12 protein-coding genes are annotated in these 13,319 nt (G+C 67.8%); 7 read left to right on the plus strand and 5 right to left on the minus strand.

What is annotated here, in order from left to right:
• Nucleotides 1-162 precede the first annotated feature (162 nt).
• The 6 genes from V6M45_RS14310 (at nucleotide 163) to V6M45_RS02965 (ending at nucleotide 6,834) form a co-directional block, all read left to right on the plus strand.
• Nucleotides 163-561, plus strand: a complete 399-nt coding sequence (locus V6M45_RS14310) for an HIT family protein (RefSeq protein WP_442880524.1) — start codon at nucleotides 163-165, stop codon at nucleotides 559-561.
• 181 nt (nucleotides 562-742) lie between these two features.
• Nucleotides 743-1,360 carry a polysaccharide biosynthesis/export family protein gene (locus V6M45_RS02945; protein ID WP_332653892.1) on the plus strand — a complete coding sequence of 206 codons (618 nt, stop codon included), beginning with the start codon at nucleotides 743-745 and terminating at the stop codon, nucleotides 1,358-1,360.
• 284 nt (nucleotides 1,361-1,644) lie between these two features.
• Nucleotides 1,645-3,795: a GumC family protein gene (locus V6M45_RS02950; RefSeq protein ID WP_332653893.1), complete on the plus strand. Its 2,151-nt coding sequence runs from the start codon at nucleotides 1,645-1,647 to the stop codon at nucleotides 3,793-3,795.
• Nucleotides 3,795-5,045: a tetratricopeptide repeat protein gene (locus V6M45_RS02955; protein WP_332653894.1), complete on the plus strand. Its 1,251-nt coding sequence runs from the start codon at nucleotides 3,795-3,797 to the stop codon at nucleotides 5,043-5,045. Before V6M45_RS02950 ends, V6M45_RS02955 begins: the two co-directional genes overlap by 1 nt.
• A gap of 160 nt (nucleotides 5,046-5,205) precedes the next feature.
• Entirely contained in the window at nucleotides 5,206-5,433 is a 228-nt protein-coding gene (locus V6M45_RS02960) for a hypothetical protein (protein ID WP_332653895.1), read from the plus strand.
• 186 nt (nucleotides 5,434-5,619) lie between these two features.
• Nucleotides 5,620-6,834 carry an O-antigen ligase family protein gene (locus V6M45_RS02965; protein ID WP_332653896.1) on the plus strand — a complete coding sequence of 405 codons (1,215 nt, stop codon included), beginning with the start codon at nucleotides 5,620-5,622 and terminating at the stop codon, nucleotides 6,832-6,834.
• Between the two features lies 1 nt (nucleotide 6,835).
• Here the strand turns inward: V6M45_RS02965 and V6M45_RS02970 are convergent, their stop codons facing one another.
• From V6M45_RS02970 to V6M45_RS02990, 5 genes are all read right to left on the minus strand, one after another.
• Entirely contained in the window at nucleotides 6,836-7,648 is an 813-nt protein-coding gene (locus V6M45_RS02970) for a metallophosphoesterase family protein (protein WP_332653897.1), read from the minus strand.
• A gap of 71 nt (nucleotides 7,649-7,719) precedes the next feature.
• Nucleotides 7,720-8,769 (minus strand): nucleotidyltransferase family protein, encoded by a 1,050-nt coding sequence (locus V6M45_RS02975; protein WP_332653898.1) that lies wholly within the window; start codon nucleotides 8,767-8,769, stop codon nucleotides 7,720-7,722.
• 88 nt (nucleotides 8,770-8,857) lie between these two features.
• Nucleotides 8,858-9,934 carry an N-acetylneuraminate synthase gene (neuB, locus tag V6M45_RS02980; RefSeq protein WP_332653900.1) on the minus strand — a complete coding sequence of 359 codons (1,077 nt, stop codon included), beginning with the start codon at nucleotides 9,932-9,934 and terminating at the stop codon, nucleotides 8,858-8,860.
• On the minus strand, nucleotides 9,931-11,091 hold the full coding sequence (neuC, locus tag V6M45_RS02985) for a UDP-N-acetylglucosamine 2-epimerase (protein ID WP_332653902.1): 1,161 nt from the start codon (nucleotides 11,089-11,091) through the stop codon (nucleotides 9,931-9,933). Before neuC ends, neuB begins: the two co-directional genes overlap by 4 nt.
• A 58-nt stretch (nucleotides 11,092-11,149) precedes the next feature.
• A complete protein-coding gene (locus V6M45_RS02990; RefSeq protein WP_332653903.1) occupies nucleotides 11,150-12,160 on the minus strand; it encodes an NAD-dependent 4,6-dehydratase LegB in 1,011 nt (336 codons plus the stop codon).
• A 128-nt stretch (nucleotides 12,161-12,288) separates the two neighbouring features.
• On the opposite strand from V6M45_RS02990, the gene V6M45_RS02995 reads away from it, so the two are divergent.
• On the plus strand, nucleotides 12,289-13,302 hold the full coding sequence (locus V6M45_RS02995; RefSeq protein ID WP_332653904.1) for a M48 family metalloprotease: 1,014 nt from the start codon (nucleotides 12,289-12,291) through the stop codon (nucleotides 13,300-13,302).
• The last annotated feature ends 17 nt before the right edge of the window (nucleotides 13,303-13,319 follow it).

Genomic DNA, 13,319 nt, shown 5'->3' on the forward strand with positions numbered 1-13,319 from the left:
AAAAGCAGCGCAACCTTTGTCCCGCGACAGACGCAAGCTCCATTCAGGCATTCCCTTCGCGAGGCGCACTTGTCCGATCTCCGCCATTCAGCCGCCAGGGCCATCCGTCTCCTGCCCAGCCTGATACGGCGAATGACGGGGGATCGGCGCTTCACCGACATCATGGAAGGCCGGAAGCCGGCCTTCGTAATCTACGATACCCGGGCCGTCGTCGCCTTCCTGGACGCGCAGCCCACCGCGCCAGGGCATGCTTTGATCGTGCCGCGACGGCGGGCGCCCGGCCTTCTGCAGGTGGACGCAGACACGTGGCGTGAGGTCTTTGAGGCGGCGCGACTGATCGCAAGGGCGCAGAGTGAAGCCCTGGGCGCAGAAGGCGTTCGCCTTCTCCAGTCCAATGGACGGGCGGCCGGCCAGAGCGTGTTTCATTTGCATCTGCATGTGGTGCCCAGTTGGGGGCCGTCAGCGGTGCCTCCGACCTATACGCCGGCCGAGGTCGCAACGGTCCTGAGGAATGCGCTTCGCGCCTCATTTCCGACGGCGGGGGATGAAACACCGCCTTGACAAACGACTTGCTAACCAGTCCCTGCCTTCATCCAGAAAATGATTACGGCTCGGCCTGAGCGCTCCCGCTTCGTCGTCCGGTTTCGAGGTACTGACATCCATGCGATTTGCCCTCGCACTGCTCCTTCCGCTGTTCCTGATGGCCTGCGCCGGCTCCGGCAAAGACCGGAACGCGGGCTCGATGACCGCTGCTGACCTAGTCGATGGCAGGGAGATGCAGGCGGTGGTCTCGACGGACCGCGATGACAGCTATGTCATCGGCGCGACGGACCTGCTCCGGATCATGGTGTTCCAGGTTCCGGACCTCTCCTCGGAACAAATCCGCGTCGATGCGGCCGGCGATATCCAGATGCCGCTGGTCGGCTCGATCCGCGCGCAGGGCCGCACGCCCCTGGGCCTGGCCCAGGAAATCGAGTCCCGTCTCGGCGAAAGGTACCTGCAGAACCCCCAGGTGAGCGTTTCGGTGTCCGAGGCGGCCAGCCAGAAGATCACAGTGGACGGCGCGGTGACGAAACCCGGCGTCTACAAGATGCAGGGCCGCACCACCCTCCTGCAGGCCGTGGCCATGGCGGAAGGCCCGACCCGCGTCGCGGCGCTCAACAGCGTCGCCGTGTTCCGTGAGGTCGACGGACGCCGCATGGTCGCCGTCTTCGATCTGGGCGCGATCCGCGCCGGTCGGGATTCGGATCCTGAGGTGATCGGCAACGACACCATCATCGTCGACACCTCCAGACTGAACTCGGCCATGCGTGAAGTCATTGCCGCCCTGCCGGCTCTGGCCAGCTTCGCCTACTACTAAAGGTCGGTCGGCGGGGCGCCGCCACCGGCCCCTTGACCGCCTGCCGATGTCCCCCGACAAGGGCGGGGGGCCCCAGGCTGGACGTCCGACTTTTCACGCACCCCGCGCCGTCCAAAGGTAGGATGGCGTGCAAGATCAAGGTTTTGTCTCCGCCTTCGGTGGCGGACGGCATCGCAGAAGAAATGGATTAGGCGTTCATGCTCGGTGATAGTTTCGCGTCTCGCGGCCGCCTCCCGGTATCCTCGGATTGGGATGGCGCGGCCGGTCGACCGGCCGCGCAGGGCGTGGGCGGGGAGTTCGGCATCGACCTGACCGCCTACTGGCGGATGGCCATCAAGCACCGCTTCCTCATCATCGGCGTGGTCCTGGCGGCCGTGGTCCTGGCGACGGTCGCGACCCTGCTGATGACCCCGATCTACACCGCGTCGACCACCATTCAGATCGACCGCGAAGCTGCGCGGGTTCTTGCGTCGGAAGACGTGGGACCGCGCGACAACATCGGCCCCAGCCAGGAGTTCTTCGAAACCCAGTACGGCCTGCTGCGCAGCACTTCGCTGGCCGAGCGGGTGGTCGACTCCCTGGGTCTGGCGACCTCGGACGAGTTCATCGAGCAGATGGGCGGGACCCCTCCGGTCCGGAAAGGGACGGCCGCCCAGCACGCCGCCGCGCGGCGCGAGGCCGCCGTGGGACTCGCCGCCGGCGGATTGAGCATCTCTCCCGTCCGCGGCTCGCGCCTGGTGGCGATCAGCTTTGACAGCCCGGATCCGGTCCTGTCCGCGCGTCTGGCGAACGCCTTCGCCGAGAATTTCATCCAGGCCAACCTCGAGCGCAAATTCGAGTCGTCCCAATATGCGCGGGACTTCCTCGAGGAGCGCCTCGCCCAGACCAAGAGCCGTCTGGAAGAGAGCGAGCGTCAGCTTGTGGCCTACGCGGCCAATCAACAGATCATCAACGTCGGCGAAGTCCGTGAAGACGGCTCCCAGCCCCAGTCGCTGGTCTCCAGCGATCTGTCGGCCCTTAATTCCGCCCTCGCTGAGGCGACCGCCGCTCGCATCGGCGCCGAGCAGAAGTGGCGCCAGGCCCAGTCGTCGGCGATCATGAATCTTCCCGAAGTCCTGGAAAACGGCACGATACAGCGCCTCTCGGAAGAGCGCGCGCGGGTTCAGGCCGAGTACGAACAGAAGCTCAGCATCTACAAGCCTGACTTCCCCGAAATGCTGCAACTGAAAGCGCGCGTTGACGAACTCGACGCGCAGATCGCCAGCATCGCGAACGGCATTCGCAACTCGATTCGCAACCAGTTTCAGGTTGCCGCCAACCAGGAGGCGGCGCTTCAGGGCCGCGTGAACGGACTCAAGGGCGACGTCCTGAACCTGCGTGAGCGCACGATCCAGTACAACATCCTGCAGCGCGAGGTGGACACCAACCGCGAGCTCTATGACGGCCTCCTGCAGCGTTACAAGGAAGTCGGCATCACGGGCGGCGTGACCACGAACAACGTCTCGATCGTCGATGTCGCCGAAGCGCCTGATGGTCCGTCCAAGCCCAGCCTGTTTGTGAACGTGCTGCTCGCCGTCTTCCTTGGCCTCACCCTTGGTCTGGGCATCACACTGATCCTTGAGGCCCTCGACGAATCCCTGGCCACTCCTGAGGACATCGAGAGCAAGCTGGGCGTGCCGGTTCTGGGTGTCATTCCCCTGCTCCCGCGCGGGACGACCACCGGCGAAGCCCTGGCCGACATCCGCTCGCCCTTCTCCGAGGCCTATTACTCGCTCCGGACGGCGCTGCAGTTCTCGACCCCGGACGGTTCGCCCGCGACCATGCTGATCACCAGTTCGCGCCCGGGCGAAGGCAAGTCCACAACGGCCTATGCGGTGGCGCTCAACCTCGCCCGCGTGGGCAAGCGGGTCCTGCTGGCCGATGGCGACCTGCGCAATCCCTCGATGCACCGCATCGTCGGTGTTGAGAACGTCGCGGGGATGAGCAACCTGCTGTCGGGCGCCGCCGAGTTGGGCGAGGTGGCCCGCGAAACCCGCCAGAAGAACCTGTGGTTCATTCCTTGCGGCCCGTTGCCGCCCAACCCCGCGGAACTTTGGGGCAGCGACCGTATGCGCCGCCTGCTCGCCGAGGCGGGGGCGGAGTTCGATCACATCGTTATCGACGGCCCGCCGGTCCTGGGTCTGGCCGACAGCCCGATGCTGGGCTCGATGGTCGCGGGTGTGATCTTCGTGCTCGAGTCCAAGACCACGCGACGCGGTCAGGCGCGCGGCGCTCTCAAGCGGCTCCTGATCGGCGACAACCGTCTGCTCGGCGCCGTTCTGACCAAGCTCGACGTCCGTTCGACCCAGTACGGCGACTACAATTACGCGTATGACTACGAATATGGACCGAGCCGGTCCTCGAAGGGCGGCAAGGGCAAGAACGGTAAGGTCTAGTGGCCCGCACTCGCAGTCAGGGTAGCCGGAAGGAGCGGGCCTCGTCGCTGGTCGGGGAGCTTCCCCGGTACGGCGTCGTGATCGCCGCCGTAGTGTTGGCCTGGCAAGTGGTGCGGATCCCGATCGAGGACCGCGCCCCGGCCGCGATGGCTATCCGCCTGTCTCCGACCTCGCCGCTCGTGCTTCGCCGGGCGGCCGAGGAGGAACTGGCCGCCGGCCGGATAGAAAACGCCAGAAGCCTCGCCGCCGATTCGCTCGCCCGGGACCCGTTCAGCGCGCGCGCGCTGCGGGTCCTCGGCCTTACCTACGCCCGGACCAATGACAACCGGCGTGCCGATGAGTTGCTCACCCTCGCCGGGAACTGGAGTCTGCGGGACGACCCGGCCCACGCCTGGCTCGTTGAGTATCGGCTGAGGCAAGGGGATTTCGCTTCCGCCTTCGCCCATGCGGACACCCTCGCCCGACGCCGGCCAGACCTGAACCCCCAGCTTTTCCGGCTGTTCGTGGTCGCCGCGGAAAGCAGCCCCCGGGGACTTACGGCCCTGGCCGGCCTGCTGGCGCGTATGCCCCCGTGGCGGGACACCTTCCTTGAACACCTGTATGGGATCCCCGAGGGCGACACCCTCCTCGGCTCCCTCGCCCTCTCGCTTCGCTCCGGCGAGGGTCGATTCAACGATACCGAGCTGGCCCATCTCTATCTGAACTGGGCGGGCGAAGGCCGAACCGCCGGCCTGAAATACCTGCGCAGCCAGCTGGGACGCCCGCCTCTGGACAGGCTCATTCAGGACGGGAGCTTCTCCGGACCGCCGGCGCCCGCGCCGTTTGCGTGGGTCATGGCCCCGGCGCCCGGCCTGACCGCAGACATCACAGCCGACGAGACCGACAACAACAACCAGGCCCTCCGGGTGCAGTTTCGCGGCCTGGACCGAAACGAGGTCGGCTACCAACTCCTGCTGCTTGAGCCGGGGCGCTACAGACTGCAGGGCCGCATCCGGGTGCAGGAGGGCTCAGGCGTCCTCCCCCTCGCCTGGACCCTCGCTTGCGTAGAATCGACCGAAGTCCTGATGGATCACCCCGTCGTGGCGCCCGCGGAAAACGAGGAGCGGGCCTGGTTCTCGTTTGACAGAACGGTCGTGGTGCCGGCCGCTCGCTGCACCGGACAATGGTTGCGCCTCGTGACCAGACCGGGCGACAGACGCACGACCGCTGTGGCCTGGACGGACGACCTGAGGCTCTCCCGGGCCGACTGAACCTCTCCCGGGAGGTCATCTGCGAGGCCACGCCGCTCCGGCGCCCGGTCTTCCGGCAACCCTTTTCGGGTTGCATCATGGGCAGTTAGTGAGTATTTGCAGTCTCGGTACCGGTCGCTTGCGACCATAAATTAGTGCACTGAAATAAAGGGGACAACGCATGCGTAAGACAATCGCCGCTGTGACGGCAGGTCTGCTGCTCGTGGCCGGCCAAGCGGCTGCCGCTGGTTCCGCCACCGCGGTGAACCGTGTTGGCGATCGTGTTGGCGCTCGCGCCGACGCTGCTGAAGAGTTCGCCGGGATTCCGCTCCCCGTGCTGCTGATCGGCGCAGCTGTCATCGTGGCCACCGTTGTGGTCGCTTCGGATGACGACTCGGAAAGCGACTGATCTGAACGAATAGTCCTTTTACGGTTCGCCGTGAAAGCTGATTTCAAGTCAGGATTGGGCCAGTGGAATGTCATGGTTTTGGCCATGGTCATTTTGCTGGCTCTTTCAATTGTTTTGGGCGGCGCCAGCCGGGAGAACGCTCTTCGCCTCGCCCTGCTTGAGCTTGCTGCTCTTCCGGTGCTCGCCATGTTCGCGATCACTGCATTGGAACGCCGTCCTTGGGCGGAACACCGATTTGCGTTCGGCCTGTTCCTGGCGACGGCGGCCCTTCCGCTGATACATCTGGCGCCTCTGCCTCCCGGCATCTGGACCAACCTGCCTGGACGGGAAGACCCCAATCTCGCCCTTTCGCTGGCCGGGCTGGGGGTTCCCTGGGCCCCGATCTCGCTCACACCAGAGCTTACCTGGCGGGCGTTCCTCGCGCTTATCCCCCCGGCCGCAGCCTTCTTCGGCCTGACGCTGATGCCGGCGGAGGACCGCAGCCGTTTGATGGGCCTGGCGATCGGCCTGACGGCGATCAGCCTCGTTCTGGGCGCGGCCCAGATGGCCGGAGGGCGCTGGCTCTATCCCTACGCCACAACGGCTGCGGGCGACGTGGTCGGCTTCTTCGCAAACCGGAACCACCTGGCCACCCTGTGCCTGATGACCGTGCCCTTCGCCGCAGTCTTCCTCGGATCAGCCGCCCGGCGGCGGCGACCGGCGGACCGGCTTGTCATCTGGACCTGTGGCGTCTTCCTGGTTCTCGCCCTCTTCGCGCTGATCGCCATCCGGTCAAGAGCGGGGATCGTTCTGGCGGCCCCGGCCTTCGTCCTCGGCGGCGTTGGGGCCTGGCTGGCCGCCGGCCGCGGTCTGAGCTGGAAGCGGTTCGTCGCCGGCGCGGTCATCCTCGCCATCCTGGGCGGGGCGGCCTATTTCGGAGGCCAGCGCGTGCTTCAGCGGTTCGAGGGCGCCACCGCCTCGACCCAGAGCCGGCTGGAGACCTGGCCTGTGGTCGCCGAAACGGCGGGCGGATATCAGCCGCTGGGATCCGGTCTCGGTTCGTTTGACGCCGTCTATCGCGCCCACGAGCCTCTGGAATTCGTCGACCCCACCTTCCTGAACCACGCGCACAACGAATATCTTGAGACATGGCTTGAGGCCGGATGGCCGGGCGCGCTTTTGATCGGGGCCTTCCTGGTCTGGTTCGCCCGGCGGACAGTCCGGGCCTGGCGGGCCGGAGAGAACGCGGATGCGGGCCTGCAGCGCGCCGCGAGCGTCGCCGTCCTGGTCGTGGTGCTGCATTCCTTCGTCGACTACCCGCTGCGCACGGAAACCATCGCAGTGATGTTCGCCATTTGCTGCGCGATCCTCGAAAGTCCGATCGGCGTCAGGCCACGGCGTCGGCGCCTGCAGGAAGCCTAGATCAGGCCAGGCCTTCCGGGCGGATGGCCACTCCCTCGGGCGTCTCAACGGCCTTGAGCAGCCGGCGCTCCCCTTTCCACAGACCCAGCGCCGTCAGCATCCCGGACTCATAGGCCTTGGTGTCGATACCGACCCGACGGGCATCGACGTGGACGTCGCTGGTCGGCGTGTGGCCGTGAACCACGATTCTTTCGAAGGGAACGTCGCTGTCCAGAAACGTTCGGCGGATCCACATCAGGTCGTGCGGCCTCTGCTTCAGCAACGGCACCCCAGGGCGCGCGCCGGCATGGGCGAAGAAGTAGCCGCCGATCTCGACGCTCAGCTCAAGCCCCTCCAGGAACGCCTGTTCTCCCGGCAGGAGCTTGTGCGCCAGGTCTTGCGACAGGCTGGCCCATCCGCCGGCCACATGCTTGACCGCGGGCGGACGCAATCCATACGACCGCAACGTCGTGTCCCCGCCATAGGTGCACCACGCCGGTCCGACCGACGGGTCGTCGAGGAAATCCAGCATGGTCTCCTCGTGGTTGCCCTTCAGGAACCGCCACTCGATCGGCCCCGCGCGGTCGAGACCGGTCAGGAACCGGATGACCTCGCAGGAGGCCGGGCCGCGATCGATATAGTCGCCGAGGAAGATGCAGACCTTGCGGGTCGCACCGGAGGCTTCGAGATCGGAACGGACGGCGGCCACCAGCGGCTCAAGCAGGTCCAGCCGGCCATGGATGTCGCCGATCGCCCAAACCCGTACTCCCGAGGGAATCTCCGGGCGGCTGGGTGCAGGGGTCGTTCTGGGGCGTCCGAAGAGCTTGGTGAGCATGGGCAATGGAGATTGATGCGCCATATGGCGAGACCAAGGCCGCAAACAGGTCCCGGGTCGCCAGGCGACTGTCAGCCTTCAAACATCTCGCCAAAGTCGGCGTTGGCCTGCGCATAGTCCGGCGGGCGCCCGATGTCTATCCAATACCCCTCCGCAGGCTGCTCCCGGACGTTCATTCCAGCCGCGATCATGTCGGCGATCAGCGCGGGCATGTCGTGATATGTGTCCGCGGGGACCAACCGCAGGGCGGCAGGCGACAGCACATAGGCTCCGGCGCTGATCGTGTAGCGCCGGGTCGGCTTCTCATCGATCCGGAGGATCTGCCCCGCCTCGGCGTTCACCACGCCGAAGGGAACCTGCATCTCGTAGTCACGGACCACCACGGTCGCGTCCGCCTCGACCTCAAGGTGGGACTCCAGCACATGGCCGTAGTCCACCTTGGCCAGAACGTCGCCATTGGTCACCACGACGGGGACATCCTGTGGCGGCAGCAGCGCGAGCGCCCCGCAGGTGCCCAGCGGCTTCGTCTCGCGCAGGTAGCGGATGTCCAGGCCCAGAGCGGAGCCATCCCCGAAATGGCGCTCGATCTGCTCGGCCTTGTAGTTCACGGCGAGCCAGAAATTGCGGAACCCCTGCCCCGCCAGATTGCCGACGATGGTGTCGAGGATCGGCCGGGGGCCGACCCTGAGCATGGGCTTGGGCGTATCGCGGGTCAGCTCGGCCAGCCGTTCGCCCTTGCCGCCGGCCATGATGATCACCGGATTTCGGCGCACGGGGATGTTGAGGAAGTCCGACACCGTGGTCAGGCCGACCACCCGGCGGCCGGCGTCAAGCACGGGCAGCTGACGCAGGCCGTGGGCGCGCAGCATGGCGAGGGTCGCCGCGCGATCCTGGTGCTGGTCGATGCAGAAGGGCTCCCGATTGGCCCCCGTGAGCGCCGCATCCTCCAGCCCGGCGCCGCGGATCAGGGCCCGGCGCAGGTCGCCATCGGTCAGAACGCCCAGCAGCCGCCGTTCACCGTCAGCGATCAGCGCCATGCCGGCGCCGGTCGCATCGATCGACACCAGCGCGTCGCGGAATGTCGCCTCCGGCGGGATGACGGCTTTCACCCAATCCTTCATCGCTCTGTCCTCAACATGACCGGAAACCTGAAGCGCGACCCGCCGCCCGGCCGCCCGGGCGCGGCGCCTGTCTGTGGGGGGCGATCGTTCATGGTTCGATCGCCTCGTCCTCGGCATAGTTCCGGGCGGATGTTCGCCCGAGCAACGTCCAGATCGCCATCGGAGAGAGACCGTCCGCCGGTCTCTTGGCGGTGAGGTTTTCGAGGCTGAAGGCTTCGCCGGCGCTGATCGGCCGGGCGGCGACGAGGCTGCGCCGCGCGATCGCGCGGTTGCCGATCTCCTCGGGAGCCGGTTCCTTGCGCGGGCGGCCCAGCGCCGTCTCCACATCACGGATGGCCGCGACCATCGCACCCAGTTCATCCGGCTCGAGGGAGGCGGCGTGGTCCGGCCCGGGGCGTGTCCTGTCGAGGGTGAAATGCTTTTCGATGACCGCCGCGCCCCGCGCCGCGGCGGCGATCGCCACGGTGGCGCCGAGGGTGTGATCGGAATAGCCGACCGGCAGGCCGAAGGTCTCGGCCATGACGTCCATGGCCCGCAGATTCACCGCGGCCAGAGAGGCGGGGTATTCGGTCGTGCAGTGCAGGAGGGTGACCCGGTCCCGCAGCAGGACGCGAGCCCGGGCGTCGTCAAACGCCGCCTCGACCTCCGCCGGGCTCGACGGAACGCCCTCTCGCGTCAGGCCGAACGCGATCACCGCCAGGGCCTGACGGATTTCATCCAGCGTCGCCATGCCGGTCGAGACGATCAGCGGGCGTCCGATCCGCGCCGCGCGCAGCAACATCGCGGCCCACGTCAGGTCGCCCGACGGAATCTTGACCGCCGGCATGTCGAGCGTGGCGAGAAAGCCCAGACTGTCGAGGTCGAACGCTGTCGACATGAACCGGAGGCCCCGTTCGGCCGCGCGGGCGGCCAGCGCCCGGTGCGCGTCCCGGTCCAGCTCGAGCGACCTCAACATCGCCAGCTGGCCGTCGTCCGCCCCGGTGTTCCGTACCTGATAGGCCGCCTTTCCGGCCCGCCGGGTCGCCAACAGCGTGGAATCGAAGGTCTGGAATTTGACCGCGTCCGCCCCGGCCTCCGCGGCGACGTCGACCATACGCAAGGCGTCGGCCACGGAGCCGTCATGGTTGACCCCGGCCTCGGCGATGATGAAGACCGGTCGACTCATGAGGCTGGCCCGTGGAAATGCTTGATCAGCAGGCTCTCGCGAGGCGGCGCGGCGCGCAGGACCTCCACGATCCGCCCGGCGCTGCGGCCATCGCCATAGGGGCTGCACGGCGTGCGGTCGTCTGTCAGGAAGGCTCGCCGGATCGCGTCTTCAATGGCGCGCGCCCCGGGTGCGCAGCGTATCACCGACGGGGCGGAGAGCCGGCCCTTCTGCCGGTCCCCGATGTCGACCGTGGGCACGCCCAGCGCTGGCGCCTCATACAGGCCGCTTGAGGAATTTCCGACCACCGCATCGACCTGCGCCATCAGCGAAAGATAGCGCAGCTGCCCGAGAGAGGTGAACAGATGGACGTCCGCTCGCCCGGTCGCCCAGCGATCCAGTCGGGCCTCGATCGCGACACCGCCGGGATCGGCGTTCGGCCGAGTGATCCATTTGGTCACCTCCGGGCCGAGGGCGTCCAGCGCCGCCAGCAGGGCATCGAACCCGCCCAGGCCGCGGTCTGCGTCGAGAGTCACGGGATGATAGGTGACCAGCACGTTCCGGGCGCCCGGTGGGGCGCCGAGGGCCTCCGCGAGCGCCGCGCCCTTCAGCAAGGGCATGCGACGCAGGTGGTCGAGGCCGGGGCTGCCAACCACATGCACCCGGGCCGGATCCTCGCCCATCTGTATGACGCGCGCGGCCGCCGGCGCATTCGTGGTGAGGTGGATGTGGGCCAGCTTCGTCAGGGCGTGCCGGATCGATTCGTCGAACGCGCCTTCGGTGACATCGCCGCCGGCGATGTGGGCCACAGGCACGCCCTGGATCAGCGCCGCCTCGGCCGCCGCAAGGATTTCATACCGGTCTCCCAGCACCAGGACGATGTCGGGCGACAGGCGCCGGAGGGCGTCCGACACCCCGACCAGACAGGCCGCCATCGCCCGGACGACATCGTCGGGGGAGTCGCCGCCGAGACCGAGCGGGACCCGTGCGTCGATCGCGAAGCCCTCGGCTTCGATCTGCTCTACGGTCAGGCCGAAGCGCGGTTCGAGATGTGTCCCCGTGACGACCAGCTGCAGCTCGAGGTCGGATGCGGCGCGGATTTCGTGCATCACCCACTGCAGCAGGCCGTACTCGGCCCGGCTGCCCGTGATCACGCAGATGCGGCGGCGAGCGGTCATGCGGCGGCCGTCGCGGCGCGGCGGTCAAAGATCCCGACCGCTGTGAGCCTCGCCGGGCTCACAGAACGTACCGATCGGTCTTGTAGCGGCCCAGGTTCGCCGGATCGCTGAACCAGTCGATTGTCTCCCGAAGCCCGCGGCGGAAGCCCTCGCCGCCGCCGTACCCGGGCGTCCAGCCGGTGAGCGACCGCATCAGTCCCGTGTCGGCCCACAGCCGCTCGACTTCGCTGGCCTCCGGGCGGAGGCGCTGATCGTCGGTGGTGATGACCACGTCCCGGCCCGTCAACTCGATGATGGTCCGCGCCGTGTCGCCGATCGAAATCTCGAACTCGCTGCCGGCGTTGACGGTCTGCCCGACCGCCGCGTCACATTCGGCCAGCGCCTCGAAGGCGCGGACCGTGTCGGCCACGAAGGTGAAGTCACGCGTCGGATGCACCGCGCCCAGCTTGATCTCGCGGGCGCCGGCGGCGATCTGGCTGATCACGGTCGGGATCACCGCCCGGGCGGACTGGCGCGGGCCGTAGGTGTTGAACGGCCGAATCACGGTCACCGGCGTGCCGAAGGCGGCGTGGAAGCTGAGGGCGATCTGGTCGGCGCCGATCTTGGAAGCCGAATAGGGCGACTGCCCCTGCAGGGGATGCGCTTCGGTCATCGGCACGAACCGCGCGGTGCCATAGACCTCGCTGGTCGAGGTGTGGACGACGCGCTCGACACCCAGGTCCCGCGCCGCCTGCACGACATTCAGCGTGCCGAGGACATTGGTCTCAACATAGGTCTGGGGCGAATGGTAGCTGTAGGGAATGGCGATCAGGGCGGCCAGGTGCAGGACAACGTCGCACCCCGTCATCGCGGTGCGCACGCCGTGCGGATCGCGAATGTCGCCGGCGAAGACGTCCAGATCCCTGCGGATGTCCGGCGGACTGTCATCCAGCCAGCCCCATGACCCCAGGCTGTTGTACTGGACGAAGGCGCGCACCTCGCAACCCCGGCTTACCAGCCGTTCGGTCAGGTGGGAGCCGATGAAGCCATCGGCGCCGGTGACCAGTATGCGCTTGCCGTCCAGCTTCATCGATCCGTTCCACGCCCCGCGTTCCTGCAGCGTGATTAGCGCCCGTTAAGGAACCGAAAAAAGGAGCGGCTGAAAGTCATCCGCGGCGATCGCGTTGTTTTCGGCCGGCAGATGGTGTTGTTGGCCGCATGACTTCAGGCCGTCCGCTCTCTCGCCGCTTGGTCGTCGCGCTGGCGATCGCCGCGGCGACCGTCGCCTGCAGCCCGACGCCCGCCCCCTCCACGCTCGAACCCCTGGAGTCGGATGAGGCCCTTCGGCTTGCGGCCCTGACCGACCTCGATCAGCGGGTCGCCCGGGTGGCGTGGAGCCTGTCGGAGGCCAACGCCGCCCTGTGCCCGACAGTGCGGCTGTCAGCCGGCTGGGCCCTGCATTCGGCGCGACAGTACAGCCCCGCCCTGCGCCCCCACGCGGAAGCCCGGTTCGGCCTTCGCGGGGATCTGCCGGGCGTCATCGCAGCGCCTTCCGGCTCTCCCGCCGATACGGCCGGCTTCCGCACCGGAGACGTCCTGCTGGCCGTGGCGGGCGCACCGCTTTCCGCCGGCGAAGCGACAGGGCCCGCGGAATGGGAAGGGCTGGAGGCCAATATCCGGGCCATCGACGCAGCCTTGGCGCAGGGCGCGGCGACATTCACGGTGCAGCGCGGGCACGACAGGCTCGACCTCGCCGTCCAGCCCCGCCGCGCCTGCGGCTATGAGGTTCAGCTCGACCCTTCCGACGAACTCAACGCCCGCGCCGACGGCCGCCGACTGTTCATCAGCACGGCCCTGGCCGGGTTTGCACAGAGCGACGACGAACTGGCGGTGATCCTCGGCCACGAACTGGCCCACCACGTCCTCCGCCACCGGCCATGGAATGACCGGGGCGGCGTGGCCCGGCGCGCCAATGACGGCGCCTGGCGGGCCGAAGGCGGAAGCGGCGGCGCGGAGCAGCAGGCGGACCGGGTGGGGCTCTATCTCGCCGCGCGCGCCGGCTACGATCCGACCGTCGCGGCGCCCTTCTGGCGCCGGTTCGGAGCATCGAACTGGCGGGTGCGTTTTCCGCAGATCGGCCACGCCTCGGCGGGCGCACGGGCCGCGGCCCTGGAGACGGTCCAGCACGAGATCGAAGCGAGACGGCGCGCCGGCGGCGAACTCCTGCCCTGATGGACCGGTGGATCGCC

Origin of the sequence: Brevundimonas sp. (assembly GCF_036676055.1) — a bacterium.
In the GTDB taxonomy this organism is placed as follows: Bacteria; Pseudomonadota; Alphaproteobacteria; order Caulobacterales; family Caulobacteraceae; genus Brevundimonas.

What these genes read in the sequence shown, in the direction of transcription:
- V6M45_RS02965 (WP_332653896.1), top strand. Translation starts at nt 5,620, where the DNA reads ATGTTCGCGATCACTGCATTGGAACGCCGTCCTTGGGCGGAACACCGA.
- V6M45_RS14310 (WP_442880524.1), top strand. Translation starts at nt 163, where the DNA reads ATGGAAGGCCGGAAGCCGGCCTTCGTAATCTACGATACCCGGGCCGTC.
- neuC (WP_332653902.1), bottom strand. Translation starts at nt 11,091, where the DNA reads ATGACCGCTCGCCGCCGCATCTGCGTGATCACGGGCAGCCGGGCCGAG.
- neuB (WP_332653900.1), bottom strand. Translation starts at nt 9,934, where the DNA reads ATGAGTCGACCGGTCTTCATCATCGCCGAGGCCGGGGTCAACCATGAC.
- V6M45_RS02995 (WP_332653904.1), top strand. Translation starts at nt 12,289, where the DNA reads ATGACTTCAGGCCGTCCGCTCTCTCGCCGCTTGGTCGTCGCGCTGGCG.
- V6M45_RS02960 (WP_332653895.1), top strand. Translation starts at nt 5,206, where the DNA reads ATGCGTAAGACAATCGCCGCTGTGACGGCAGGTCTGCTGCTCGTGGCC.
- V6M45_RS02990 (WP_332653903.1), bottom strand. Translation starts at nt 12,160, where the DNA reads ATGAAGCTGGACGGCAAGCGCATACTGGTCACCGGCGCCGATGGCTTC.
- V6M45_RS02970 (WP_332653897.1), bottom strand. Translation starts at nt 7,648, where the DNA reads ATGCTCACCAAGCTCTTCGGACGCCCCAGAACGACCCCTGCACCCAGC.
- V6M45_RS02945 (WP_332653892.1), top strand. Translation starts at nt 743, where the DNA reads ATGACCGCTGCTGACCTAGTCGATGGCAGGGAGATGCAGGCGGTGGTC.
- V6M45_RS02975 (WP_332653898.1), bottom strand. Translation starts at nt 8,769, where the DNA reads ATGAAGGATTGGGTGAAAGCCGTCATCCCGCCGGAGGCGACATTCCGC.